Origin of the sequence: Caballeronia sp. TF1N1, from assembly GCF_022878925.1 — a bacterium.
Taxonomy (GTDB): domain Bacteria; phylum Pseudomonadota; class Gammaproteobacteria; order Burkholderiales; family Burkholderiaceae; genus Caballeronia.
Genome location: NZ_CP084629.1, coordinates 641792 through 668648, shown reverse-complemented (window position 1 = coordinate 668648; position 26857 = coordinate 641792). Strand labels below are relative to the sequence as shown.

Sequence of the window (26857 nt, the reverse complement as noted above, 5' to 3'; positions counted from 1 at the left end):
TGCCTTAACAAGATTTCAGCGCCGCTTCAGGACATTTTCGCGGGCGGTCGATACTTTGACCGGTAGTTGCATGACCACTTCCAAAGGTGCGTGAATGACTCGCAAGTCCCGATTGCTGGCGGGCGTAAGCGTGGTGATCGCCGCCGCGCTGATGATCGCCGCATGGCTGATGTGGCAACCGGCCATCGCACCGGTCACGCCACCCGCGCCGGCGTCGTTCGACGCAAACACGCGGCTCGCGGGCGCGCGCATCGTCGCGTTGGGCGACTGCATCGTGTGTCACACGGCCAAGGGCGGCAAGCCGTTCGCGGGCGGCCTGCCGCTCGCCACGCCCTTCGGCACGATCTACGCGACCAACATCACGTCGGACGTTGCGACAGGCATCGGCGACTGGTCGCTCGAAGCCTTCACGCGCGCGTTGCGCCATGGAATCGCGCGCGACGGGCACCTGCTGTATCCCGCCTTTCCGTATATCCACTTCACGCGTATGCCTGACAGCGATATCGCGGCAGCCTATGCCTACCTGATGACGCGCGAACCCGTGAAAGCGAGTGCGCCCGCCAATCGACTCATCTTTCCGTTGAACTTCCGGCCCTTGCTCGCCTTCTGGAACGTTCTCTTCTTGCGGCCGGGCGCGGAGCACCCGGATGCATCCAAAGATGCCGAATGGAATCGCGGCAAGCTGCTCGTGGATGGCCTCGGTCACTGTGCATCATGTCATTCGCCGCTCAATCCGATTGGCGGAGAAAAGGCCGGGCATGCGTTCGATGGCGGCATCGTCGACGGCTGGGAAGCGCCCGCGCTCAACGCACTGTATGCAGCGCCGAAGCCGTGGACGCGCGAGCAACTCGTGACGTATCTGCGTACCGGTCGCGCGAGCGAACACGGCGCGGCCGCCGGCCCCATGCTGCCCGTCACGCGCGATCTCGCAACCGTGCCCGAAGAAGACGTGCAGGCAATCGCCGCGTATCTCATGTCGATACAGAAAGCACGGCCCGCCATCGCCATTGGCGTCGCGCCGGAAGGCACATCGCCCGCGATACGACGTGGCGCGACGCTCTTCGCCGCATCGTGCGCGCAATGCCACGGCCCGGCCGCGCCGATGCAGTCTATCGGCGAGCGCCCCACGCTCGCGTTCAGCAGCGCCGTCGATGCCGCGACGCCGCGCAACGCAATCCAGATGATGTTGAGCGGCAACGGCTGGCATGGCGAAGACAGCACGAACTACATGCCCGGCTTCGGCCAGATCTACGACGACCGGCAGATCGCCGATCTCGCGTCCTACATTCGGGCGACGTACTCGCAACGCGATCCGTGGACCGGCATCGACGCCATGGCGGCCAGCATCAGAAAGGAGAATCACGCGCGATGATCAACCTCACCGTCAACGGCGCGCAGCACGCGCTCGACATCGATCCTTCGACACCGCTGCTCTATGCCCTGCGCGAGAACCTGCAACTGCATGGCGCGAAGTTCGGCTGCGGCCTCGGGCAATGCGGCGCTTGCACCGTGATCGTGGATGGCGAAGCCGTGTTCTCATGTCTGATTCCTGTCGCGGCCATCGGCAAGCGGCCTGTGCGGACCATCGAGAGTCTCGGCACGATCCAGCATCCCGGCGCGCTGCAAAAAGCGTTCATCGATCATCAGGCCGCGCAGTGCGGCTACTGCATCGCCGGCATGATCATGCGCGCGCAGGCGCTCATCGACCGCAATCCGCATCCGACCGAGAGCGAACTGCTCGAACACATGGAGCCGAACCTTTGCCGGTGCGGCACGCACATGCGGATTCTCGCCGCGATCCGCGAAGTCGCGCATCTGAGCGCACCGAACGGAGGCGCGCAATGAGCGTCGCGGAAGACAGGATCGACGAGAAACGGCGGCGCTTTCTCATGTCCGGCGCGCTCGTCGTGAGCTTCAGCATGCTTCCCGGCGTGAGCGCCATGGCTCAGGAAGTGATCGCCGACGAAGGCGCCGAAGTGCACATCGGCCGGGCGACGCAGGCGCTCGCGGGCAGCCTTAAGACCAATCCGTATCTCGATTCGTGGATCAAGATCGATCGTACGGGCAAGGTCACCGTCTACACCGGCAAGGTCGAGCTAGGCACGGGCGTGCGAACCGCGCTCCTGCAGATCGCCGCGGAGGAACTGGACATGGCGCCCGCGCTCATCGACTTCCTCACCGCCGATACGGGCGCCTCGCCGGACGAAGGCCTCACCGCGGGCAGTCACACCATTGCCGATAGCGGCAGCGCGTTGCTGAACGCATCGGCACAAGTGCGCGGGCTTCTCGTCGATGCGGCCGCTCGTCATTTCGGCGTCGCCAGCAATGTGCTCCGCACGCACGATGCGGTCATCGAAGCGCCAGACGGACGAAGCATGACGTACGGCGAAGCGGTCGGCATGATCGATCTGCATCGCGTGGCGTCGGCGGTCTCGCCGCTCAAGAATCCCGCGAGCTTCGACATGATCGGCACGTCGTTGCCGCGCGTGGATATTCCGCGCAAGGTCACGGGCGGCGTGAGCTATGTTCAGGACATGACGATGCCCGGCATGGTCCACGCCCGCGTGGTGATGCCGCCCGTGTACGAGGCGCGGCTCATGGAAACCAACACGCCCGCCATCATGAAGATGCCGGGCGTCATCAAGGTCATCAGAAACGGCAGCATGCTTGCCGTGGTGGCCAAAGGCGAATGGCAAGCGGTGCAGGCGCAACGCGCGCTCGCCGCGGGAAGCCAGTGGAGCGCGGGGCGCGCCTTACCCGATCCGGCCACCGTGCATCGCGATTTGAAGACGATCTCGACGCAGCATATCGAGATCGCCGATACACACGGCGCGGCTGGCACGCCGGCAAAGACGCTCGACGCTCGCTACACGCGCCGCTACATGATGCACGGCTCGATCGGACCATCCTGCGCCGTCGCTATGTTCGAGCACGGCGCGATGACTGTATGGACGCATTCGCAAGGCGTGTATCCGTTACGCGACGGCCTCGCCGAGATGCTGTCCATGCCGAAGGAAAAGGTACGTTGCATCCATGTCGAAGGATCGGGCTGCTACGGTCACAACGGCGCGGACGATGTCGCCGCGCACGCCGCGCTCATCGCACGGGAAATGGAAGGCCAGCCCGTGCGCGTGCAATGGATGCGCGAACAGGAGCACACGTGGGACCACTACACGCCCGCGATGGTCACTGAATTGAGCGCGTCGCTCGACGCTGGCGGGAATATCGTCGACTGGAATTATGCGCTTTGGAGCAGCTCGCATAACGAGCGGATTGTGAACGCGGGCCGGTTGATTCCGGCGCAGATGCTGGAACATCCGTTCGCGCCCGCGCCTTCGACGCCGATGGTGCAGCCTGAAGGCGGCGGCGACCGCAACGCCATTCCGCTCTACACGTTCCCCAATCTTCACGTGATGAACAACTTCTCGCCGACGATGCCGCTGCATACGTCAGCCATGCGTTCGCTCGGCGCGCATATGAACGTGTTCACCATCGAGATGTTCATGGACGAACTGGCGGCCGCCGCAAACGCGGACCCCGTCGCGTTCCGGCTGAAGCATATGCACGACCCGCGCGCCCGCGATGTCATCGCGCTTGCGGCGGAGAAGTTCGGCTGGCCGCGTGCGCCGCGCAAGCGCAATCACGGCGTCGGCTTCGCATTCGCCAAATACAAGAATCTGATGGCTTATGTGGCGATAGCGGTCGAGGTGTCCGTGGTTCCCGAAACCGGTCAGGTGGTGCTGGAACATGCCGAGGTCGCGGTGGATTCCGGGCAGATCGTGAATCCCGACGGTATTCGCAATCAGATCGAGGGCGGAGTGCTGCAATCGGCGAGCTGGACGCTGTACGAGGAATTGCAGTTCGACACGAAGCGCATCCGCAGCTTCGACTGGAGCAGTTACCCGATCCTGCGATTTTCCGCCGTGCCCCGCGCGGTCAACGTGCATCTGATCGATAGACCGGGCGCGCCGTTTCTCGGTGCAGCGGAAGCGTCGATGGGACCGACCGCGGGCGCGCTCGGCAACGCGCTCTTCGACGCCACGGGGAAGAGGCTGCGTGACATGCCGCTAGCGGGCGACGGGCTGCGGCGGCGGTTGGACTAGCCGCCGCGCACGAATGCAGCGGGTTGAAACGCAAGCCGCTGGCTGACGAGAACTCACGCAATGCAACGCCCCGGGAGACTTGAGGCGCTCGTGCTTCGGTTATTGCACGCGATCGAGCACCGCCCGCAACGCTTCGAGCAAGCTCGCCGCATCGCGCTCGCCGTCATAGCGATGCCCGTTGATGAACAACGTCGGCGTGCCATTCACGCCGCTTCGCAAGCCGCCATCGAAGTCTTGCTGGATGCGCGCGTCGAAGGCGCCATCGAACGCATTCGAAAGCGCGTGCGCGGGCACGCCGAGTTGCGCCGCGTATTGCGCGAGCGCGCGATCGCCAAGCGACGCCTGATGCTCATACAGCACGTCGTGCGCTTCCCAGAACTTGCCGATGCTCGCTGCGGCTTCCGCGAACTCGGCCGCATGAAGCGCATGCGCGTGCATGTCGGTCAACGGAAAATGCCGGAAGACGAACCGCAATTGCGCGCCCATGGCCGCCTGCACGGCCTTGATTACGCCGTACTCGGCGCCGCAATAGGGGCATTCGAAATCGCCGTATTCGACGAGCGTCACGGGTGCTTCAGCGTCGCCCTGAATGTGATCGAGCGGGCCGACCGGCGGAGAGAGATGGCTCATTGCGCGTCCTGTTTCGTGGATGAGTTCAATTGCTCGAGCGCGTCGAGGATTCCATCGACGCCCGGATTCACGGTGATCGGAGAAACGTAGGCCCAGCGCACCACGCCGTTGGCATCGAGCACGAACAACGCGCGCTCGGCGACGCCTTCGGCCACGCGATACACGCCGTAGCGTCGCGCCACTTCGCCTTTCGGCTCGAAGTCGGCGAGCAGTGGAAAGTGCAGCTTGCGTTGCGATGCGAACGCCGCGTGCGACCACGCGCTATCCACGGAGATGCCGACGAGCTGCGCACCCAGCCGATGGATCGACGATAGCGCGGCGTTGAAGAGACCGAGTTCATCGCCGCAAACTGGACTCCAGTCCGCCGGATAAAACGCGATGACTACCGGCGTGCCGCGCAATTCGGAGAGCGAGATTTTCTGATCCGGCGTGGCCTGCAAGGTGAAGTCCGGCGCGCTCGTGCCAATCTGAACGATGGGTGCCGCGTGAGAAAGCGAGGTGGTCATGGCCGGCTTGTTTCCTCCGATGTGGGTGAACCGCCCTGCCGCAGCGGTCGTCGTGTAGAGGAGGATAGGCCGGATGGCGCTGCGTAAAAAGCTATCCGTGGGGATTGCCGGATCACGACCGAGGTGGATTTTTATAGACCTTCGTATAGTCGGCGACGCTGCCGTGCGTTTCGGAACAGTTTTGCAAAGAATGGATGAGTGGGCGATGCTTGAGTTGCCACCGCGACTCCGTCTTTCCTCTTCTCGTCCCTATTCTGCCGGCATTGGCGCGCCCGCTTCGGCGCCGCTTCACCCTCTCTGCATGGCAGCGAATGCAATGCTGCGTTGCCTTGAAGCCCCGTTTATCAATTTTTTTGGCATCAATAAGCTACATAACAAGTGGAGATACACCGGTGTCCTCCGGTTCAAGTGGAATCGTGAGTTCTGTTCCATCTTGAGCTGTCTGCCTTGCTGAACGCTCAACGCTGCGCACATTTACGCGTCGTGCCGAATTTTTATTGATCAACCGATAATTGGCGATTGCTTCCATGAATGTTTCAACGAACACACCAGGCGAATTCAGACGCGGATGGGCGCAGTTGATCGGCTCGACCGTCGGCCTTGGAATTGGCGTAATCGGCCTGGGCTCCTACAATCTCGGCCTGTTCGCCAAAGACCTGCAAAGTGCGGTCGGCCTGACGAAGACGCAATACGGCGCGGGCTATCTGGCATTCACGCTCGGACTCGCCATTGGCCTGCAAATGTGGGGACGGCTGCTTTCGCGTTTCGGCGCCGCCCGCACCGCAGCAGGCAGCGCCCTCGCTCTGGCTGCGTGCTTTGCAGGGATGGCGGCGTTCATCTCCACGCCCATCGCGTATATCGTGCTCGTGGGCCTGGCCGGTTTCTTCGGCGGCGGCACAAGCGGCCTCACGTTCACACGGGTAATCAGCGGCTGGTTCGACCGCAGTCGGGGATTCGCGCTGGGTCTGACACAAGTCGGGCTGGGACTGTGCGGAGCCATTTTGCCGCCGATCATCGCCATGACGATCGCCCGATCCGGCTGGCATGCCGGTTATCTGATGCTCGCGGCGATCGCGGCTATTGGTGCACCCGTCTCGCTCCTGATCCTTCGGGACAATCAGCAAGACATCTCGAACGCTTCAAACAATCCCGAAGTCGCCGATCCGGAAGCGCTGGCGAAGGAGTTTGCCGCGGTCAAGCGAAGCCGGACCTTTTGGCTCATGTTCGTGGCCTTCACGTTGTCGACGCTATTCGTTGCAGGCAGCGCGCAGCACATGGCGCCGATGCTTCGCGAACTCGGTGCGACACCGACCTCGGCGGCGAAGTATATGAGCCTGATCGGCGTGGGCACGATCTGCGTGCGCCTGATCGTCGGTTGGCTCTCCGACCACGTGCATGCGCCGCGCCTCATGGCGTTCTCCTGCCTCGTCGGGATGGGCGGCGTCCTGTCGCTCAAACTGGGCGGCCTCGCCTTTGCACCGCTCTATGCCTTCACGGTCGGCTGGGCATTCGGCGGAGAGATCGATTTGGTCGCTTATATGTGCACTCGCTACTTCGGGTTGCGCATGTTTCCACGCGCTTATGCATGGCAGTACGGCTCGCTGTGCATCGCGGCCGGTGTGGGCCCGCTTGGTATCGGCTGGCTCGCGGATCGTCTCGGCAGCTATCAACCGGCGCTCGTGCTGTGCGCCGCGCTGGCCGCTGGCGCCGCCTTCACTTTCCTCTTGCTGCCACGTTACGACGGCACCGCTGGCGACGCGCACCGGCAAGAGAACTTCGGACTGACCTCGACCGATTGAGCAGTCACATAACGAGTACGTATTACTTCATCAGGAATGACGCAATGATCCACTTCGACCATGTCTGCCTTGCAGCGCTCAACGTCTATGAAGCCACGTTCCGGCTCAGCCGTGAAACCGGCTTAGGCAACTACGACGGCGGCTTCTTTCCACTCTACGGCATCGGCCATAAAGTCGTACCGCTCGCGCCGGATATCTATATCGAAGTGGAAGGAATCGTCGATCACACCGTTCTCCAGCGCGATCAACCTCTGCCAAGGTTTTTCGAGCAACAGACACGAAATGGCGACTGTTTCGTCGGCTGGTGCCTGCGGACCGATTCGCTCGATGAACTGAAAGCGTTCGCCCGGCATCACGGAACAGTGATCGATGAAAGCACGACCGGCAAGGATGCCGGGCGCCAGATGATGAACGGCAATCGCGGCTTTGCGCTGCAAACGCCCAGCGCGATGACAGCGTGGCCTATTGGCAAGCCAAATTTGTACTTCAAGCCCGGTAACGCTCCGCATACCGCGAGTCTGCCCGTGGAACCGGGAACTGGAAGCGTACGCGGCGAAGGTCTCGACTGGATCGAGATCGGCGAAGACGAAAGCGCGCTGGCCAAGTGGCTCGGCGAGATTGCACGACCTTCCGATTTCCCGTTCGAGATTCGTTACAACGGCAAGACCTCGGGATTTTATGCGCTCGGCGTGAGAACGAGCGACGGAGAACGGGAGATCCGCCGCGCGTCCGTGCAGCTTTGAGCTTCCCGACATCGCAAACGGCGCAAAGGCAGTGACCGGCCTTTAGCCCGACGCCCACGTCCGTCTCACCGTGACGGGTGGGACAACCGCATCGACCCATTTCGTATTGCCGATATCGATCGTCGCGACCATGACGAGCCCGTTTGTCGCGCCAAAATCATGGAGTATCACGTGAAGTTCAAGCACCTCGCTGTTGCGGCAGGACTTTTGACTGGCCTGCAAGTCCCGATTGCGCATGCGCAAAGCAGCGTTACGTTGTACGGGTTGATATCGGTGGGCGTCGCTTATTCGCCGAATCAATCCGGTCATCATACGTATCAGGCCATCACCGGACAAAATCAGAGCCCGCGCTGGGGACTGCGTGGGATCGAAGATCTCGGCTCGGGCCTGAAGGCAGTATTCACGCTAGAAAACGGCTTCAATGCGTTGAACGGCGCATTGAGCAACAACGGCCGCGAGTTCGGCAGACAGGCTTTTGTCGGCCTTTCGAGCGACGCGTGGGGTACGCTTACCGCTGGCCGTCAGTACGATGCCGTCGTCGACTATCTGGGACCCAATACGGCATGGAGCTGGCTCGGGAGTATTGGCGATAGCGACAACACCTTCAACAATATTCGCATTCAGAATTCGTTGAAGTATGCGAGCCCGGACTTCCACGGTATCAAGGCCACTGCCTTGTATGGCTTCAGCAACTCATCCGGCGGCTTTGCGGACAACCGTGCCTTCAGCCTCGGCCTCCGATACGACCACGGTCCCTTCAACTGGAACGTTGCGTATGCGGAGTACGACTCGCCCTACAGCAACACCAACCAAACGGGCGCCGTCGACAACGATTACTCGCCCACGTACCTGCTATTCACGCACAGCGCGTTGCCTTCGAAGGCCTATGCCAGCAAACAAAGAATTCTCGGCACCGGCGGCTTCTATGTAGCAGGCCCGCTTCGCTTAGGCGCAATGTTCACGAACGTGGATTACAGCTATCTCGACCAGAGTCATCTGAATCTGAAAAACTTCAACGTGAGCGTCAACTACAACATTCGGCCCGACTTGCTGATCGGCACCGCCTACGTTTTCACGCGCGGGAAATACGACAATCCCGACCAGTCGCCGATGTGGCACGAGCTGAACGTCACGGTCGATTACATTCTTTCGAAGCGCACGGATATCGCCATGCTCGCCTTCGCCCAGCAAGCTGCGGGCGATGCCACGCACGCCACCGTGCTCGGCTACGGACCGTCGAGCAGCAAGCGTCAGCTCGTGGTGACGCTCGGCATTCGTCACAAGTTCTGAACGCGATCATTCGATGCACCGAGTCTGCCCTCCTCTTTCTGGATGAGTACACTGTCAGCGACGCTCGAAGGTCGCGGCGTCGAACTCATAGAGAGCACATGGACAAGCTGTTGGCATTGAGAACCTTGCTGGCGGTAGCGGAATCCGGCGGCTTCACGGCAGCCGCGCATGAACTCGGCAAGACGACGTCTTCCGTCATGCGGCTGATGGACGGACTCGAAGCGTCGCTCGGCACGTCGCTTCTGACACGCACGACGCGCAGCGTCACGCTCACCGACGCCGGCGTGACCTACGTCGAGCAAGTGCGCCAGGTGCTGGCCGATCTGGCGGGCGCCGACGATAGCGTCATCGACACCGGTATCGATCCCATGGGTTCGTTGCGCGTGAGCGTATCGGCAACTTATAGCCGGCTGCATATCGCCCCGCATATCGCGACGTTTCTACAGCAGCATCCGCGCGTGAACCTGGAATTGGTCGTGTCTGACAGTCACATGGATCTGGTCAGCGAGAAGATCGATCTGGCCTTGCGCGTTGGCGTGCCGACCGCCGACCCTCGTCTCATCGTGAAGCGGCTCGGCCACAGTGCGCGATGCGTCGTGGCAAGTCCGGCGTACTTGCAGAGGCGAGGCCATCCAAACACAGCTTCGGAACTCGTTGCACACGACTGTCTGCGGTTTGCGTATAAGCCCGGGAACCGGCAGAAGTGGGTATTCCGCTACCCTGACAGAAGCGAATCCGTCGATGTCGGCGGTCAATTGTTGACGAACAATCTCGACATGCTCGCGGGCGCGGCGCTCGGCGGGCTGGGCATCGCTCTGCTGCCGCAATGGCTCGTCGGGGCGTCGGTACGCGACGGATCGTTGACTGCCTTGTTCGACGGCGCGCAGGTCACGCCGGAAGGCGGCGACGCTTTCGTCTATGCGACTTACCTGCCTAACCGGCGTCATTCGCGGAAGGTGCATGCGTTCATAGACTTCGCACAGCGCGCGATTGCGGCGCCGGGTCATGCGGTCAGAACCGGGCCTTAGTCCGTCGATACCGCATCAAACAAACCGCGCCAGCATCGGCAACAACACCGGCACGACGAACGCCGTGAACACACCGTTCAGCCCCATTCCAAGCCCGGCAAACGCGCCCATCTCCTCGCTCACCTGAAACGCGCGCGCCGTTCCGATGCCGTGCGACGCCACGCCGAGCGCAAACCCGCGCGCCTCGACTTCGTTCACACGGAGAAGGTTGAGGATGCCCCGCGCGGCAACCGCACCGAAGACGCCCGTCGATATCACCAGCACCGCCGTGAGCGACGGCACACCGCCGACCTGTTTGGCAACCGCCATGGCGATAGGCGTCGTAGCCGACTTCGGCGCAAGCGATGCCACCGTCTGGCGCGATGCGCCCATGAGCGCGCCCACCGACACCGCCGAGACGATCGCCGTCAACGAGCCCGCCGCAAGGCTCACGATGATCGGCAACGCGAGCCGCCGCAGATTCGCAAGCTGCCGGTAAAGCGGCAACGCGAGCGCGACGGTCGCGGGTCCGAGCAGAAAATGCACGAACTGCGCGCCATCGAAGTACGTGTCGTACGGCGTGTTGCTGGTCTTTAGCACGACGACGACGATCGCCACCGCGATCAACACCGGGTTTGCCAGCGGATTGAATTTGAAGGCTGCGTAGATGCGCTGCGCAATGAGGTAAGCGAGCAGCGTGATCGTGAGCCCGAGCAGCGGCGTGGCCGCCAGATAGACCCAAATACCTCCGAGGCGTGGGATCGCGGTCATGCGGCGCCTTTCGTATCGTTGGAGAGGCGGCGCTGTCGGCGCAGCATCGCGCGCATGACGAGCGCGGTGACCGCAATCGCCAGCGTCGTGCTAACCGCGATGGCCACGACGACCGCGACGAGGTCGCCACTCAGCGCTTTCGCCGACACCATGATGCCGACGCCTGCAGGCACGAACAGTAGCGAAAGATGACGGAGTATTTCGAGCGCGGTGGGTTCGAGCGCGTTGGCGGCCTGCGGACGTATCGCGAGAAAGCCGAGCAGCATGAGCATGCCGACGACAGGTCCAGGAACGGGAATGCCGAACAAATAGGAGACGCCTTCGCCCAGACACTGGAAGACGAGCAAGGTGGCTAGCGCTGCGAGCATGGAGTCTGTGTGGTCCGATTGAGAGAACGCGTTGCGCCCGTATTCTAGTCAATCGAACTCCGATGCGCCGCGTGACGCATCGGATGCCTTGCCTGCGAAGAGACGTTATTTGCCTTGCGTGGCGCTGGCCGTGGCAGGTTCTTCGCTCGTGGAACTATCCGGGTCCTCGGCTTCCAGTTGAGTGCGTGCCTGCTCCCAGAATTCTTCGGCACGTCCATCGGGGCTGCCTTCTCGCTCCCATAGTTCATAGGCGCGGCGGCGAATGCGGTCCTGTTCCTTATGATCTTCCATGTCTTCTCCATGATTGGCTACGAACCGGCGCCGACGCGCTACCTAAAGTCGAAGCCCCGGCAATTGTGATTACCCTCAACAACGCTTATTGCCGCGATACCAGTCCGACCAACGAGGTCTTGTCATAGATCGCCACTTTCCAGCACGACGAAGCCGGATCGGCTGCGCGCCTGCTTGATCATCGCCGCCCGGCCGATTGCCGGCGCATGCCTGATGAACAGGGCGAGTTCGGGCTCGGATACACCTGGCACGCCGTGACGATCGCGCAAGGCGTCGTGCGTGACGGCTCCGCGGTGTTCCACGCCACGCACATTGAAGCGAAAGTTGACCGCTTCGGAAAAGCTGTCGTCGACCGCGCCGAATACGTCGGCGGAATCGATGTTCCTTTGGGCAGCGCTTTCCTCATCGACCAGGCCTTTCCCCTTCAGAAACTGGGAAAACTGGCGACCCATGTCGAATGACACGCGTTCGAAGTCCACGTTCTGAAGAAATGCGAATCTCATGGCTCTCTCCGTTGCAGCATTTGAGTTACGACAAGCAGGCGGCGTGCCGGGACGGACTTTCTCTCCGACGACTGTGCGCAAGCGCACGGCCGCGGTGCGTTTCACATGCATCGGAATACTGTGGATCGGGCTGCGAGCGACTACCGCTGTCGCTAGGCATGGCCATTGCAGAGCCGAGCCGTAACCGTCGCGTACGCTAAATCCAGAATCAGCGCCCTGAAATGACGCCGCGAACACTCATCCCTTTTTGCAAGTAAGGAACGCAACGATGACCGCAACGAAGAACCAGTACACGATGCAGGACCCGCTCAAGCAGTATCCCGGTCCCGACTTCGAGCGCCAGCCGCAGCCCGCGCCCGGCCTCGCTCGGGACATGAAGCCGCGTCCCGATCACGGCGAGGACAGCTATCAAGGGTTCGGCCGTCTCAAGGGCCGCCGCGCACTGATCACGGGCGCCGACAGCGGCATTGGCCGCGCCGTGGCGATTGCCTTTGCGCGTGAGGGCGCGGACCTCGTCCTCAATTATTTGCCGTCCGAGGAGCCGGACGCGCGCGAAGTGCTTGAACTCGTGCAAGCCGCAGGCGTGAAAGCCGTGGCGCTGCCAGGCGACATCGGCAGCGAAACCTTCTGCGGCGATCTCGTCAGCCGCACGGTTGCCGAACTGGGTGGACTGGATATTCTCGTCAACGTGGCGGGCAAGCAAACGTCGGTGGAAACCATCGCCGAACTGACGACAGAGCAATTCGAAGCCACTTTCCGCACGAACGTCTTCGCGATGTTCTGGCTGTGCAAGGCGGCGCTCCCGCATATGCCGCCGGGCGCGACCATCATCAATACGACGTCCATTCAGAGCTATCAGCCGAGCCCGTCCTTGCTCGATTATGCGCCTTCGAAGGCCGCGATCACTGCGTTCACGCATGCGCTCGCCAAACAGGTCGCATCGAAGGGCGTGCGCGTGAATGCGGTCGCACCGGGCCCGGTGTGGACGCCGTTGCAATCGAGCGGCGGCCAGCCGCAGGACAAGATCGAGGTATTCGGTTCCGAAGTGCCGATGAAGCGGCCCGGCCAGCCCGCCGAACTCGCGCCCATTTACGTGCTGCTTGCATCGCAAGAGTCTAGTTTCGTGACCGGAGAAGTCTATGGTGTGACAGGCGGCAATCACTTGCCTTGATGCCTCGGTGCGGGCGGGCGCGATTCGCGATCAACATTTATGATGCTCGTCATGGCTCTGGCGCCTCGACGCCAGAGCCGAACCGAACCGAACCATGCTCCCTTAGGCGAAGAAACCATGACCGAGATGCCCTACCGCAACGCGTTGATCATCGGAGCGGGCTCCGGCATCAGCGGATCGCTCACCCGGCTTTTGCGCGACGCCGGTCTGCCGGTCGTGATTGCCGCGCGCAACATCGACAAGCTGAAGCCGCTCGTCGATGAAACCGGCGCCATCGCCCTGACCGTCGATGCCGCCGATCCCGCTCAGGTCGAGCGGCTCCTTGCGGAAACCGAAGCGCGCATCGGCGCGCCGGAGATCGTCGTGTACAACGCGAGCGGGCGAGTGCGCGGTCCCATCGCAGAACTCGATCCGGCGGAGGTCGGGAAAGCGCTCGGCGTCACGGCGTTGGGCGCGTTCTACGCGGTGCAGGCAGCGGCGAAGCGCATGACGCCGGCGGGCAAAGGCGCCATTCTGCTGACGGGCGCGACAGCGGGTATCAAGGGCTTTGCGCTGTCCGCGCCTTTCGCGATGGGCAAGTTCGCGCTACGCGGTCTTGCGCAGAGCGCGGCGCGCGAACTGGCGCCGAAGGGCATTCATGTCGCGCATATCGTCGTCGATGGCGGCGTGCGGGCGGAGCATCGGCCTGATCCCGTGGACAAGCCCGACAGCACGCTCGATCCGGATGCCATCGCGCAAACTTATCTGGATTTGCTGCGACAGCATCGCAGTGCGTGGTCTTGGGAGATCGAGGTTCGGCCTTGGGTGGAGACGTTTTGAGGGGATTTTCCTTTCGATACCGACGCTCCCCATGAACCTCTCCTTCGAAGTCCTCCAGGCCCTCGACGCCATCGACCGCACCGGAACCTTCGCAAAAGCGGCGGAAGCGCTTCACAAAGTCCCCTCGTCGCTGACGTATCTTGTTCAGAAGCTGGAACTCGATCTCGGTGTGACGCTCTTCGACCGCACCGGGCGGCGCGCGACGCTCACGCAGGCAGGACGCCTCGTCGTCGATGAAGGCCGCCGTTTGCTCGAAGCCGCCGCCGATCTCGAACGCAAAGCCAAACGCGTGCAGCACGGCTGGGAAACGGAACTGCGGCTCGGCATCGACGAAATCATTCCGTTCGACATGTTGTGGAAGCCCGTCAGCGCCTTCTACAGTCTCAAGCTCGACACGCGCCTCGTGCTCTCCAAGGAAGTGCTCGGCGGTTCGTGGGACGCGCTGCTCACGCGCCGCGCGGATCTCGTCGTCGGCGCGGCAGGCGAGCCGCCGCTCATTCCCGATCTCATCGCCAAGCCAATCGGCTCGCTCAAGCATGTGTTCGTGGTCGCGCCCAATCATCCGCTCGCGTCGGCAAAAGCGCCGCTTTCCGCCGATACCGTTGCGCAGCACCGCGCCGTTGCCATCGGCGATACCTCGCGTGAACTCGCGCCGCGCACCATCGCCATCGGGCCGAATCAGGAAGTGCTCACCGTGCCGTCGCTCGAAGCCAAACTGCACGCGCAGTTGCAAGGCATCGCGGCCGGCACCATTCCCGAATGTCTCGCCGATGAACATCTCCGGCGCGGCACGCTCATCAGCAAGGAAGTCATCGGCATGCGAGATATCACGTACTTCTATCTCGCGTGGCGCAGCGATCGCGTCGGACGCGCGCTGCAATGGTGGGTCGATCAGCTCGACCGCCCGGACCTGATCGATGAAGCCGCGCATCAACGCATCGCGGCCGCGTGATGGCGATGCACGGCTTCCTTTCGTGCGAGGCAGCGGGTTAAGAACAGTTGCATACAGACAGGCACTGCGGTCAAACGGTTTAACCCTTTAGCGACATACAGGTGGTCGCGTAGATCGTCTGATGCGCTTATAAAACCAGACACATAGATTGATCACCAGCCCAATGCTTCCCCACGCGGCCCCGATAGTGGCAACGGCAATTCCTAATGCTGCAATGACATTGAGTTCAGGCGCTTCAACCGCCGTCCAAGCGGTCAATGTCCCGCCCGCAATTACGAGCGATGCCGCGGCCGCCCATACCAGAATCATCCGCCGCGTCTTTTGGCGCCGTAGGTAGATTATCTGAAGCACTGGATACATCAATCCGACGGCGTAAAAAGTTACCCAGATGAAGTTCATATCGAATTAGGTGACATTAGCGACCGTTCTGACGTGTTCCGGAAATTGAAACCGACTGAGATCCCACGAAATTGATGATATAGGTTTTGGCGTCGAAGAGGTTGCCAATTGCCCTGAGGAAGGTAGTCAGGGCCTCTTGGGGAAATGGCCGGTGTGAACTATCGGCGTCGAACGCGTCGGGTGCAAAAACAAAATCGCCGGTGAATGTATAGGTGTTTGAAGATGTTAGAACCAAGGTTCCACTGACCTGCCCTCCGACGCGACCCAGCACGCCCGCAGCCCAAAGATTGGTCGGCGCATGATTAAAGAGATTCGTGCTAAACGCCGCCGAAATAGGATATGTTCCCGGCCCCATGGCAGGATTATTTACAATATCCTTTATCGGTTGGAAATCGTCGATCGTCATCGTTAAATTGAGCGATCGCATGTTCATTGCCCTAGCTTGCCCGTTACCAGCAATCCAATAGTAGATCGCTGCGATGTCCATCAACGGTGTACCGTAGAATTGGAACTCCTGAATAGGCGGTTTCGTTCGCGATTGCGTGTAATACAAACCGAACATCGTAGCGGTAAACTGCGCCTGGGTTGGAAGAAACCCAAACGCATTCGCATTAATCAGCTGCTGATAGTTTCCTGCCGCTAACCATTGCGAAAACAAGCCCAGCGACTGGATTTGTCCAAAAATATAGCCTGCTGACCGCGCGCTAAGACCTTGGAAGAATGCGTCGAGCGCAGCTAACGCATTGCCTGAATTCGCAGCGGCAAAGACTCTTTCCCCATTGGCTATGACATTTGCCGCAAGCAAGTCAGGATTCGTTGGCGGTGAACCCGGCGGGGGACTCGGTGGGCCGTTAACATTTCCCCCGAGACCGTAGTAGGCATCCCCTTTAGGCGGATTCGCATACACCATGATCGGCGGTAGCATTCCTAAATCGACTGTTGGAGCAGCAAATACCCTTGCTACTGGAAATAGCGAAGTGGCTGCACCTGCAACACTTCCCAGCACAAGGGTTCGACGATTTTTATCCGGGATTTGATTGAGCGAATCTAAAATCATTGAGCTGTATTCAGGTAGACTGACTTTCTGTTCTTTCAAAGGTTGCCTCTATGATCGAAATGAATTTATTGCGTTGTCTTATCGCGAGAATAAGCGATCCGTAGACGGCGCTTACTACATTTCGGTAAGATTATTGCCGTATTAATTTCATTCCGAAGAATTGAACATTTAAAATCACCACGCATATGCGTGGGTCATGTTGCTCGTCAAAACAACACGACAAAACGGCTTTACTTATGTCGATTAAAACCGCGTAATCCGAGGTGTGCTCTCCTGCGACTTAATCATCTTCAGCCAGCTAAAATAAGAGGGCTTTTTAATGATTCGTTGTTTCGAATTTTATGATGTCAGCATCTACAATCTTTGTATGCGCCAATGCTAAGGCAGAAAAATAATAAAGCACAAACTCCAATCACTACCATGAGGTTTGTCTTATTTTTTCAGCCAAAATATTTCCCGCTTAATTGATGGCGCTCATTGAATGCAAGCGAATTTGTTGGTTAAAACATTAGTATGTATGTCGGGTGTCAGCGTCTAATTGGAAAGAGCCGCTTTAAGGCCAACAAATCGATCTTTTACTTATCAGTTAGCGTGCGTGCTTCGATCCCGAATGTCTCGCCGATGAACATCTCCGGCGCGGCACGCTCGTCAGCAAGGAAGTCATCGGCATGCGAGATATCACGTACTTCTATCTCGCGTGGCGCAGCGATCGCGTCGGACGCGCGCTGCAATGGTGGGTCGATCAGCTCGACCGCCCGGACCTGATCGACGACGCCGCGCATCAACGCATCGCGGCCGCGTGATGGCGATGCGGTTCTGAAAGGCGTGCGGCGGACGCATCGCCGCATGGCGCTCGCGTGAGATCGGCTCAACGCCGCCTTCCATCGAATGCGCCGAATCGAACGCGTTCTTAGCGTATTCAGAGGGCGCAGAGCCGCGCACAAGTTTGTCCAACTCGCGCGCCAGAGCAAGCAGATGACTCAGCGCCTCGCTTCCCTCGAATCCGCGGAATCCGCCGAATCCGCTGAATCGCACGCGGTCTTGAGCGTGTTCAAAAGGCGCAACGCCGCGCGAAAATCGTCCCACTCGCGCCATTGCGAAAAGCGCGCGCACGCCGTTTCCAGCACCGTCACGGCCTGCGCATTGCGGCCGCTCACATGCAAGTGACGCGCGTAGCTCGTGGCCGCGGTCAGATAGAACGAATCGCTATCCTGCATCGACGCCGTTTCCAGCGCGGACGCAAAGCAGACTTCCGCATCGAGCGACACGGCCTCGCTCGGCGGCCCCATCAGCAGAAGCTCGCCCTGCGTGCGCAAGAGTTCGCTCGCATACCACGCGTCGCCGTTGTCGTTGCAACGCTTGAGCGCGCGCACGGTCGTGTCGATGGCTTCGCCGTGCTGTCCCGCCTGCCCGAGCGCACGCGCATATTGCGCGGCAAGCATGGAGCGCGGCGCGTTGAAGCCGAGCGTATCGAGTTCCTTCAAGGCCGCGTCGAACGCTTGAAGGACGTCGGGCGTGATGTCATCGAGCGAAATCAGGTACGCGTCGAATGCCGCGCCGCACGCCTGCGCAACGTTCAAACCCGTGCGCATCGAAATCCGAAGCAGCATGTCGATAGCCTGCCGCGCCGCCTCCCGTTCGCGCGAGAGCAACGCCAGCGGGATGCGCGCTTCGATCAGCACATAAGCGGTCACGATAGCCTGCTCGGCGGCGCATGCATCCACGACGCACGCTTCGGCCAACCGCCGCGCCTCGTCGCGCGCGCCTTGCAGCCAGAGCACGCGAGCAAGCGTGGCCTCCCCGACGATCCGCTGATCGACCGATCTCCCAAGCGGCATACGCGTCTGCAAGCGCGCCGCATGCTGCAGAAAGTGTTCGAGCGATGCCCGCGCCTTCGCCTGTTCGCCCGCATAGTGGGAAGCAATGCCGAGCAGCCGGTAGCCGAGCAGCACATCGGTCGATTCCGGCTCGGCGTCGGTGGTCTGCGAATCGGCGGCGAGTGCCGCGAAGCGCCGGGCGAACGACAACGCGCTGCGCACTTCGCCCGCGCTTTGGCTCGCGTTCCACATGCCCCAGAGCGCGCGCGCCTCGAAGACGCGATCCGCCAGCGCCAGCGACAACGCCAGCACTTCCGACCACAACGCGCGAGTCTCCTTGTCCGGACCATGCACATAGACGAGCGCGGCAGCAAGCGCCGCCTGCAGACGCATCCGCACGCGCATGCAGCGATGCGAGAAAGCTTCCGCCTCGCGTCCGGTTTGCAGCGCGGCAAGCGAGCGCCGCGCCCACACGCAGCATTCCTCGACGAGCGAAAGTTCGAACAGCAGCGAGACGAATTTCACGCACAGCGTTTCCGCCAAAATGGCATCGCCTTTGGGCGAAAGCGTCCATGTCAGCGCGGCGCGCAGGTCGCCGAGCATGTCGCGCATGCGCCGTTGCCAACCTTCGGAGTGATGTCCGCCGCCATGCTGCGCGTCGTCGTTCAAAAGGCTCGCGAAATGATTGGCGTGACCGAGCGATACGCGTTGCCGCTCGCCGTTGTCATCGAGTTTTTGCAAAGCATAGGCGCGCGTCGATTCCAGCAGACGATACGCCGCGCGGCCATTCCCCGTCTGCCGTGCGACGAGCGATTTCTCCACGAGTCCCGATACCGCCGCGATCACATCGAACTCGCGCAATGCATCGTCGCCGACGATGGCGACCGCCGCTTCCATCGAAAAGTCCGCCACGAAAATGCCGAGGCGGCGCAGGGTCGTGCGTTCGGCGTCATCGAGTAAGGCGTGGCTCCAGTCGAGCGTCGCGCGCAAGGTCTGATGCCGTGGCAGCGCCGTGCGATTGCCGCCGGTGAGCATGCGAAAGCGGTCATCGAGATGCGCCGCAAGCGTTTCGACACCGAGTATCGTGGCGCGCGATGCAGCCAGTTCGATGGCGAGCGGTATGCCGTCCAGCCGCCGGCAAACGGTGCCGATGAGTTCCATACTGCGTTCATCGCACGAAAAGCGCAGGTCGATGGCGCGCGCGCGAGCCAGAAACAGTTGCACGGCGCTGCATCGCTTTATGTCGACGCCCGAGGCGCTTGGCGCGGGCACGCTGAGTGGCGCGACCCAGTAAAGATGCTCGCTCACCACCTTGAGCGGTTCGCGGCTCGTGGCCAGCACGCGAATGGAATCGCTCACCGTGCAAAGCGCATCGGCGAGACTCGCCGCAGGCGTGAGAACGTGTTCGCAGTTATCGAGCAGGACGAGCATGCGGCGCTCGCGCAATTCCTGCGCGATGACGGCAAGCGAGCGCGACCCCGCCGCCGGATTGATGCGAAGCGTGCCGGTGAACGCCGCCAGCACGCTTGGCAAATCTTGCGCGGGCGAAAGCGAAACGAGATACACGCCGTCGGGGAAGCGGTCGAGCGAGCGCCGTCCGGCTTCGATGGCAAGCCGCGTCTTGCCGATCCCGCCCGCGCCGATCAGCGTCACATGCCGCGCCGCTTCGAGCGCGAGCAGGATATCGGCGATGGCGGTATCGCGTCCGACGAGCGGGGAGGTATTCGAAGGCAGGTTGTGTGCAACGCCGGCGTTGGCGACGCTCGTGGGCGCATCGGCCGGTTGCCTCGTCCTGACGAGCCGGTAACCGCGTCCCGAGACGGTCTGGATCAGCACGCGGTTCGCGCCCAGCACCTTGCGCAGCGCCGACATGTGCACCTGCAGATTGTTCTCTTCGACGAGCGTATCCGGCCATACCGCCGCGAGCAGGTCGTTCTTCGAGACGAGCGCGCCGTCGGCGGCCACGAGCACGGCGAGAATATCGAACGCACGGCTTCCGAGTCGAACAGGTTCGTCATCGAGCAGCAATTGCCGACGCTCGAGATCCACCTGAAGCGGTCCGATGCGAATCATGCGCAATGGTCCAGCATATGAAGGTTTGAACGTAGCCCCGGTGCCGCACCCAAAATTCTGGCGCCTGGAAAGTGCCCCCGAAGCATAGAGCACCCGCCTTCTCCCATGTTTGGAAAAAACCGGGCTTATCGTTCAATAATTTTGCACATGCGTTTTGCACATGCGGCGCAGCGTCGAACCTAGTCGGGCAACGCGGAAGCCAAGATCATGGCGCGTGCATTGCCCAACGAAGCGCTGCGCCGTTGCGGCTTGTAGACGATATCGCCACGCACGATCCCCGCGCCCGTGAGCGCGCAACGGCCAATCTTGCGCGCCTGGCAACGCACCCAGACCTGATCCGCATAGCGGCAACGCGTCGCGTCCTGCCAGAGAATCGCGATGGTTCTCGACGACAGGCGCTCCAGCACCTCGATGCGCGCATGGTCCGCAAACGGCTGCGTCTCGCGTCCGCGCATGCGCTTCAAGGCTTCCAGCGCCGCACGATGCGCCATGTCGTTGCCGCCTTGCAGCGCATCGATCACATGCGTCCAGACCGCGCCGCGCGTGAGATTCGCGATCACCTCCGCCCCTCTTGCGGCACGTGGCGGCAGGGTTCTACGTTCTGCTACGAGGGCTTCTGGCATCGCGCATCTCCGCGTGGTCAGGCGCCGGGCGCGTCAATGGCCCGGATCGCCTTCGTAGTTGACGGGCACCCACTCGTAGCGGGCGCCCTCCTTTCTCACATGTCCCAAACCCGGAAACGCGATGTGCGCCGCCGCCACGAGATCGCCCTCGCGCGCCACGAGATCGAGCGCGGCGCGGCGCGAACGGCGCGCGGCCGGTGCATCGGTGTCGTACTCGACAAACGCCTGCGGATTGCGCAACTGAATGCTCGCCACGTGGATCACGTCGCCCCACGCGAGCATCGTCTTGCCGCCGCTTTCGATGCGATACGTCGTGTGTCCCGGCGTATGACCCGGCGTCGCGATGGCGCGAATGCCGGGTTCGAGTTCGACATCGCCCGAGAACGGCACGAAACGGCCCGCCGCCACGTAAGGCGCGACGGATGCGCTCGCGGCATCGAAGAAAGTCGAGAGAAACGCAGGCGCCTTCGGCTTGTTCGCGGCATCGAGCCAGTAGTCCGCCTCGGTCCGGTTTACGCGCAGCACGGCGTTTGGAAACGCCATCGCGCCATCGACGATGACGCCGCCCACGTGATCCTTATGCAGATGCGTGAGCAGAATCTCATCTACGTCTTCCGGCCGATACCCCGCCGCCCGCAGGTTCGCCATCATCCGGCCGCAGCACGCGCCGTACAACACGCCCGCGCCGGAGTCGATCAGAATCAGCTTCGCGCCCGTGTTGACGAGGAACGCGTTGATCGAGCCTTGAACCGGCGCATCGAGGAAATCGCGCCGCAAGTCCTCGGCGATTTCCTTCTTCGATACACCCTCCACCACCGTATCGATGGGAAAAGGATGCGTGCCGTCGGACAGCGCCGTGACTTCGAATTGCCCGAGCATCAGGCGATAAAAGCCCGGCCCTTGCGTGCCGACCATCGGCGCGCGGGCGAATGCCGCGTCCGTCGTCATGAAGGCGCTGACGCAAAGCACGAGGCATCCGAGACTTCTCCACTTCGACATGAGCGTTTCCCTTGCACGCACCGGTTCTCACGAAGCATAGCCACGCATAAATCGGCAGACGCGCTAATCGTCCTTAAATGTTATTAATCGGCGGTGACCGACAAGCTCAGATACGCATGAATCTGACTGACCACCGCCGCGCCGTCGCCGACCGCGGAAGCCACGCGCTTGGCCGATTCCGAGCGCACGTCACCAACCGCGAAGATGCCCGGCACGCTCGTCTCCAGCGCGAAGCGCAGCCGCGTGCCGTGTTCCGTGCGACCCGATCCCGTCATCACGAAGCCGCGGTTGTCGAGCGCGACGCCGCTCGCCGCGAGCCAGCGCGTCTCCGGGTCCGCGCCGATGAAGAGGAACAGATGCCGCGTCGCGATGGCCTCGTCACGTGCCTCGTCCGCATGATGGACGCGAACGTGCGTGAGGCCCGCCTCGTCGCCTTCGAGGCCGCTCAACGTGCAGCGCGTGCAGAGCATCACGTTTGGCAGGGAGGCAATGCGGTCGATCAGATACCGCGACATGCTCGCGCTCAGGCTTTCGCCGCGCACGAGCACCCGCACGCTGCGCGCGAAGTTGGCAAGAAAGACGATCGCCTGACCGGCCGAATTGCCGCCGCCGATCAACACGATGTCCTGCCCCTTGACGAGCCGCGCCTCGATGGTCGACGCCCAGTAGTACGTGCCGCGCCCTTCGAAGCGGTCGAAGTCCTCGACGTCCGGCTTGCGATACGCCGCGCCGCTCGCCGCCACGATCGTGCGTGCGCTCACGCGCTGGCCATCGGTGAGCGTGACGACGAAGACGTCGTTCTCGGGCGTGACGCACGTCACCTTGCCCGGAATGGCGAGGTGCGCGCCGAACTTGAGCGCCTGCTGAAACGCGCGGGCCGCCAACGCCTGGCCCGAGATGCCGGTGGGAAAGCCGAGATAGTTTTCGATCCGCGCGCTCGCGCCCGCCTGACCGCCCGGCGCGCGCTGATCGAACACGGCCACCGAAAGCCCTTCGGTGGCCGCATACACCGACGCCGCGAGCCCGGCCGGTCCCGCGCCGACGATAGCGACATCGTAGATATGCGAAGGCTCGAACGCCGGCACGAGTCCCAGGCACGACGCGAGTTGCGCCTCGTCCGGCGCGCGCAACACGTAGCCGTTCGGGCAGAAGACGAGCGGGAAGTCGTCCGGACCGGTCGTCATGCCGGAGAGCAGCGTCACCGCTTCGGGATCGGTGCGGGCATCGACCACGGTTGCCGGGTGCGCGTTGCGGCGCAGGAAGCCTTGCAGACGGATCAGCCGCGCATCGTCTCCATTGCCGACGATGATCGGCCCGAGCCCCTGCTCGATCAATCCGAGCCGCCGCAGGATCAGCGCACGCATGATGTGCTCGCCGAGTTGCGCGTCGGCGACGATCAGCGCGCGCAGCTTGTCGGGTTCGATGACGAGCGTTTCGGCGTCGGTGAGCGCGACGCCGTCGATCAGCGCGGGCTTGCCCGAGAGTTGCGCCATCTCGGCCATGAAATGCCCGTCGTCGTGTTCGGTGACGAGCGTGGAGCGCCCGAAGCTGTCGCGCGAAGAGATACGCACGCGCCCCTTCAGCAACACGAAAAGACCGAGCGCCACCTTGCCCGTTTCGAATATCATGTCGCCTTTTTTGAACGACATGGGCCGCGCGAAACGCCGCACGCTTTCGATCTCGGTATCCGAAAGACGCGGAAACATCTGGTGCTGACGAAATTCAAGCGAGGAAAAAGGCACTTCGAGTTCGGATGGCGTCGCGGCACGCCCGAACGGCCTCGGTAGATCGGAATCGCTCATGACTCAGGCTCCATCGAATGCTTTACCAGCCGAACTTGAGTTCGGCGCCCACGTAGTCGGCATTGCTCGCGCCGAGATCGCGCAAGGACGAGCCGACTTGAAAATGCACGGCCTCGACCGAGGCCACGAGATTCGCCGCGACGTTATAGTCCGCGCGCACTTGCGTATAAAAGCCGGTCCAGCGCGAGCCGCGCCCGGCTGTTCCCGGCACGACCGCCGAGCCTTGTCCATAGACGGCGTCCGCGGTGGTCTCACGCCATTGCAAGCCGACGCCCGCGAGCAGCGAGAGCTTGCTGTTGGGCTTGAGCGTGAGCGACGGCTTGATATGAATCAGGTTGGTGTATCCCGTGTAGCCCGCGAGCGTGAAGTAATAGCCGTTCGGAAAGAGCGGATTGAACGTGCCGACGCGCCCATCGCCCGGATGACGGTCGCCCGAGGCGGCATCGATCTGAATGCCCAGACGCGGGGTCCAGGGCGCCGCCGCCAACGTGTAACCGGCGAGCGAACCCACGGCCCATGCGCTGATCGTCTTCTCGCCGACATGACCGCTTTGATACATGCCTTCCACGTCCCAGTCGATATGCGAGACGTTGCCCGCGTATCGCATGTCAAAAACATCGCGATGCTCGTCGCCGCTGGCATCGAGAAAGCGCGCATTGCTGCGGTTATAGCGCGAGTAATACGCGGACAGATCACCCGGCCCCACGCCCTGACGTTCGACGCGCGCGCCGCTGAAGGTGAGATGACGATTGGAGACATCGTCGAAATCCGTGTTGAAGCGATACTGCACCGGCTGCGTTGCATAGGCGATCCAGCGCCACGGACCGGTCTCGTAGTCGCCCCAGAAACCGTCGAAAGCCTGCCGCACGTTCGGGCCGTCGCGCACCGATACGAAGCGCTGCAAGTCGAACGCCATCTCCTGCCGCCCCGCGCGCAATTTGACGAGCCCGCCCGCGAGCGGATGCGTGAACGCAATGAACGCCTGACGCAGATCGAGCGGATTCTTGTCGACGGAGGTCACGTTGTCCTTGCCATACGGACGCGCGTCTTCCAGTTGCGTGAACACTTGCACATAGGGGCCGAGATGCACATCGGCGTGGACTTCGAGACGTTGCAGCACGTAGGTATCGTCGCGGCCGGAGCCTAGGCCGAAGAGCGGCGCGTCGTTCATCTCGACGCGTTCTCGCAGCACCGCTCCGAGCGACACATACGCGTCCGGATTGCCGAACAGCGGAATGTACTTGAGCGCGTCGAGCGGGCGTTTCGGCACGCAAGGCAGACCGAGCACGGACCAGTCTTCCTGCCAGCGATTGAACTTGATCGCCGGGCGAGCGCACGATGCCCCTGGCGCGGCGCTGGCGTTGGTATCGTCGCCTGCGCTGCCGAGCGCCGTATCCGCTGCGGATACGGGCAGCGCCGCCGCGATCCCCGTGCCGATCAAGAACATACGCAGCGAACGCAGCGCACGGCAGCGTCTGGAACGATCAGCGGCCATCGTGGATTTCGGCGATATATCCGCCCGGGAACTCGACCATCGCCGTCTTGTAGCTTGCGCTCGCATAAGCCGGGACCAGCACCTTCGCGCCTGCCGCTTGCGCACGTTGCAGGGTCGCGGCGAGGTCATCGACACCATAGCCGGTCGTTTCCTTGCCGAACGGAAACGGCAGCTTGCCATCGGTCACGAAGACGACCATGCGCCCGAAATTCGAGTCGATGCGAATCTGCCGGAACGTCTCGCCCGGTTTGCCGATCACGCCCGCATCGGCACGCGCATTGTCCGAGACCACCTTGCCATGAGAAAAGCGCAGCCAGCGGCGCACGAAGTTATTTGCTTCGTAACGCGAGACATAGACGCGGTTGTCGGGCACGCTTTGCAGCGGCGCGTAGTTCGGCGCCTTGGTGTGCCAGTAGAGCTGCATGACGAGGCCGCCCGGCCACTGGATGATCGCGTCTTTGCCGATGGGGTCGTCGAACGGTTCGACGATCACGTCCGCGCCCGCCGCGCGCGCGGCCTTCACGGCGTCGTCGATATCGGTCACGAGATAGCCCGTGCGCTCGTTGCCGAACGGATAAGGCACGGGCGTTTCGAAGCCGAACACGGACAGCATGCCCACGGGCGTCTGCACGTATTGCGAAGCCGTCTTGCTCGGCGTGGGCGTCACGGTGAAAACCGCCTTCTGCGATGCCTTGCCGCCGAAGGTCGCGAGAAAGCTCTGCACGAAGGTATCGACATCGGCGGATGCGACGTAGACGTGGGTCGTATCGTATTGCGGACCGACCGCGACTCGACCCTTGATGGCGGACGCAGCGGTAGCGTCATGCGGACCGGCATCCGCGAACGATGCGAGAGGCGCAATGCCGATGAGAAATGCCGCCGCGATGGCGCTTGAGCGAACGAGCTTGATCATGTCGATACTCATTGATGTTTGAAGTGAGCGAACCGTAAGTCACGCCGCCCGGGCAACGCGCGGCGGCCATGCGAGCAACAGAAGCAGCGCGATGGGCAAGATCAGGCCGTAGAACGAGAGATGCACGAAGGCGAGCGCGCCGCCCACCGCGCCGATAGCAAAGGCAAGCATGGCCGTGAGCGTGGCGCGCAAACGCGCAAGCACTTGCGGCCCTTCTGCATGATGCGAACCGCGATGCGCGAGATCGACCAGATCGAGCACGATCTGCGTGACATTGCCGGTCATCACTGTGTTGGGCAGCCCGGGCTTCTGCAAGACTTTGGGGCGCGCGTTCTGCACGCCCATTGCGGTGGCGCCCAACACGCCGCAGAGCAGCACCATGCCCGATGAAGCGTCATCGATAGGCAACGCGAGCAGTCCTGTGCCGAAGAACGCGAACAACAGCAACGCTTGCCACAGATGCAATGCTGCGGCGATGTAGGCGTCGCCACGTGCCTTCATGATCTTTGCCGCCACGCTCGCCGATCCCACGCCGACGATGAACGCCGGAAACGCCAGCAGCTTGAGCAGCACGCCTTGCCCCACGCCCGCGACCTCCGCGCCGATCAGCACGAAGTTGCCTGTCACATGCGCCGTGAAGAGGCCGAACAACGCGACGAATCCCAGCGTATCGACGTATCCCGCTATCAACGCGAGCACCGTCTCTTCATGCTCTTTCAAGGGACT

General features: G+C 62.1%; 25 protein-coding genes. 11 read left to right on the top strand and 14 right to left on the bottom strand.

Going from position 1 to position 26857, the window contains the following annotated elements:
* Positions 1-151 precede the first annotated feature (151 nt).
* Genes LDZ28_RS29165 through LDZ28_RS29155 form a run of 3 tightly spaced genes read left to right on the top strand, consistent with a single transcriptional unit; the run spans position 152 to position 4103 of the window.
* Positions 152-1372: a cytochrome c gene (locus LDZ28_RS29165; protein WP_370652292.1), complete on the top strand. Its 1221-nt coding sequence runs from the start codon at positions 152-154 to the stop codon at positions 1370-1372.
* Positions 1369-1845, top strand: a complete 477-nt coding sequence (locus tag LDZ28_RS29160; RefSeq protein ID WP_244831231.1) for a (2Fe-2S)-binding protein — start codon at positions 1369-1371, stop codon at positions 1843-1845. The genes LDZ28_RS29165 and LDZ28_RS29160 overlap by 4 nt, the downstream gene beginning before the upstream one ends.
* A complete protein-coding gene (locus LDZ28_RS29155) occupies positions 1842-4103 on the top strand; it encodes a molybdopterin cofactor-binding domain-containing protein (RefSeq protein WP_244831230.1) in 2262 nt (753 codons plus the stop codon). Before LDZ28_RS29160 ends, LDZ28_RS29155 begins: the two co-directional genes overlap by 4 nt.
* 99 nt (positions 4104-4202) lie before the next feature.
* On the opposite strand, the gene LDZ28_RS29150 is transcribed toward LDZ28_RS29155, so the two are convergent.
* Together LDZ28_RS29150 and LDZ28_RS29145 are read right to left on the bottom strand one after the other, a co-directional pair.
* Complete coding sequence (locus tag LDZ28_RS29150; protein ID WP_244831229.1) at positions 4203-4733, bottom strand: DsbA family protein; 531 nt, start codon at positions 4731-4733, stop codon at positions 4203-4205.
* A complete protein-coding gene (locus tag LDZ28_RS29145) occupies positions 4730-5239 on the bottom strand; it encodes a redoxin domain-containing protein (protein WP_244831228.1) in 510 nt (169 codons plus the stop codon). The genes LDZ28_RS29150 and LDZ28_RS29145 overlap by 4 nt, the downstream gene beginning before the upstream one ends.
* A gap of 527 nt (positions 5240-5766) precedes the next feature.
* Between LDZ28_RS29145 and LDZ28_RS29140 the strand changes: the two genes are divergently transcribed.
* From LDZ28_RS29140 to LDZ28_RS29125, 4 genes are all read left to right on the top strand, one after another.
* Positions 5767-7038, top strand: a complete 1272-nt coding sequence (locus LDZ28_RS29140) for an MFS transporter (RefSeq protein WP_244831227.1) — start codon at positions 5767-5769, stop codon at positions 7036-7038.
* Between the two features lie 44 nt (positions 7039-7082).
* Positions 7083-7781, top strand: a complete 699-nt coding sequence (locus tag LDZ28_RS29135; protein ID WP_244831226.1) for a VOC family protein — start codon at positions 7083-7085, stop codon at positions 7779-7781.
* Between the two features lie 171 nt (positions 7782-7952).
* Complete coding sequence (locus LDZ28_RS29130; protein ID WP_244831225.1) at positions 7953-9071, top strand: porin; 1119 nt, start codon at positions 7953-7955, stop codon at positions 9069-9071.
* 98 nt (positions 9072-9169) lie between these two features.
* Positions 9170-10099 (top strand): LysR family transcriptional regulator, encoded by a 930-nt coding sequence (locus LDZ28_RS29125; protein ID WP_244831224.1) that lies wholly within the window; start codon positions 9170-9172, stop codon positions 10097-10099.
* Between the two features lie 15 nt (positions 10100-10114).
* Here the strand turns inward: LDZ28_RS29125 and LDZ28_RS29120 are convergent, their stop codons facing one another.
* The 4 genes from LDZ28_RS29120 to LDZ28_RS29105 all read right to left on the bottom strand — a co-directional run bounded on the left by LDZ28_RS29120 (position 10115) and on the right by LDZ28_RS29105 (position 11972).
* Positions 10115-10849, bottom strand: a complete 735-nt coding sequence (locus LDZ28_RS29120; protein ID WP_244831223.1) for an LrgB family protein — start codon at positions 10847-10849, stop codon at positions 10115-10117.
* Positions 10846-11217: a CidA/LrgA family protein gene (locus tag LDZ28_RS29115; RefSeq protein ID WP_244831222.1), complete on the bottom strand. Its 372-nt coding sequence runs from the start codon at positions 11215-11217 to the stop codon at positions 10846-10848. The genes LDZ28_RS29120 and LDZ28_RS29115 overlap by 4 nt, the downstream gene beginning before the upstream one ends.
* A 105-nt stretch (positions 11218-11322) precedes the next feature.
* Positions 11323-11508, bottom strand: coding sequence for a DUF2934 domain-containing protein (locus LDZ28_RS29110; protein ID WP_244831221.1), 186 nt, complete (start codon positions 11506-11508; stop codon positions 11323-11325).
* A gap of 122 nt (positions 11509-11630) precedes the next feature.
* On the bottom strand, positions 11631-11972 hold the full coding sequence (locus LDZ28_RS29105) for a hypothetical protein (protein ID WP_244831220.1): 342 nt from the start codon (positions 11970-11972) through the stop codon (positions 11631-11633).
* A 307-nt stretch (positions 11973-12279) separates the two neighbouring features.
* Here LDZ28_RS29105 and LDZ28_RS29100 point away from each other — a divergent pair, with 307 nt between their 5' ends.
* The 3 genes from LDZ28_RS29100 to LDZ28_RS29090 all read left to right on the top strand — a co-directional run bounded on the left by LDZ28_RS29100 (position 12280) and on the right by LDZ28_RS29090 (position 14953).
* Positions 12280-13182: an SDR family oxidoreductase gene (locus LDZ28_RS29100; protein ID WP_305038190.1), complete on the top strand. Its 903-nt coding sequence runs from the start codon at positions 12280-12282 to the stop codon at positions 13180-13182.
* A 117-nt stretch (positions 13183-13299) separates the two neighbouring features.
* Entirely contained in the window at positions 13300-14001 is a 702-nt protein-coding gene (locus LDZ28_RS29095; protein WP_244831219.1) for an SDR family NAD(P)-dependent oxidoreductase, read from the top strand.
* Positions 14002-14032: 31 nt separating this feature from the next.
* Positions 14033-14953 carry a LysR family transcriptional regulator gene (locus LDZ28_RS29090; RefSeq protein WP_244831218.1) on the top strand — a complete coding sequence of 307 codons (921 nt, stop codon included), beginning with the start codon at positions 14033-14035 and terminating at the stop codon, positions 14951-14953.
* Positions 14954-15368: 415 nt separating this feature from the next.
* Here LDZ28_RS29090 and LDZ28_RS29085 read toward each other — a convergent pair whose 3' ends face one another.
* A complete protein-coding gene (locus tag LDZ28_RS29085) occupies positions 15369-16448 on the bottom strand; it encodes a lipid II-degrading bacteriocin (RefSeq protein WP_244831217.1) in 1080 nt (359 codons plus the stop codon).
* A 629-nt stretch (positions 16449-17077) separates the two neighbouring features.
* On the opposite strand from LDZ28_RS29085, the gene LDZ28_RS29080 reads away from it, so the two are divergent.
* Positions 17078-17212 (top strand): hypothetical protein, encoded by a 135-nt coding sequence (locus tag LDZ28_RS29080; protein ID WP_370652275.1) that lies wholly within the window; start codon positions 17078-17080, stop codon positions 17210-17212.
* Positions 17213-17389: 177 nt separating this feature from the next.
* Here the strand turns inward: LDZ28_RS29080 and LDZ28_RS29075 are convergent, their stop codons facing one another.
* The 7 genes from LDZ28_RS29075 to LDZ28_RS29045 form a co-directional block, all read right to left on the bottom strand.
* Positions 17390-20299: a winged helix-turn-helix domain-containing protein gene (locus LDZ28_RS29075; protein ID WP_244831216.1), complete on the bottom strand. Its 2910-nt coding sequence runs from the start codon at positions 20297-20299 to the stop codon at positions 17390-17392.
* Between the two features lie 179 nt (positions 20300-20478).
* A complete protein-coding gene (locus tag LDZ28_RS29070; RefSeq protein WP_244831215.1) occupies positions 20479-20922 on the bottom strand; it encodes a DUF3331 domain-containing protein in 444 nt (147 codons plus the stop codon).
* A 33-nt stretch (positions 20923-20955) separates the two neighbouring features.
* Positions 20956-21921, bottom strand: coding sequence for an MBL fold metallo-hydrolase (locus tag LDZ28_RS29065; RefSeq protein ID WP_370652274.1), 966 nt, complete (start codon positions 21919-21921; stop codon positions 20956-20958).
* Positions 21922-22004: 83 nt separating this feature from the next.
* Entirely contained in the window at positions 22005-23723 is a 1719-nt protein-coding gene (locus LDZ28_RS29060) for an FAD-dependent oxidoreductase (protein WP_244831214.1), read from the bottom strand.
* A gap of 22 nt (positions 23724-23745) precedes the next feature.
* Positions 23746-25284, bottom strand: a complete 1539-nt coding sequence (locus LDZ28_RS29055; protein ID WP_370652273.1) for an alginate export family protein — start codon at positions 25282-25284, stop codon at positions 23746-23748.
* Entirely contained in the window at positions 25208-26143 is a 936-nt protein-coding gene (locus LDZ28_RS29050; RefSeq protein WP_370652272.1) for a glyoxalase, read from the bottom strand. The genes LDZ28_RS29055 and LDZ28_RS29050 overlap by 77 nt, the downstream gene beginning before the upstream one ends.
* 27 nt (positions 26144-26170) lie before the next feature.
* Positions 26171-26851, bottom strand: a complete 681-nt coding sequence (locus LDZ28_RS29045) for a YoaK family protein (RefSeq protein ID WP_244831211.1) — start codon at positions 26849-26851, stop codon at positions 26171-26173.
* Positions 26852-26857: the final 6 nt, after the last annotated feature.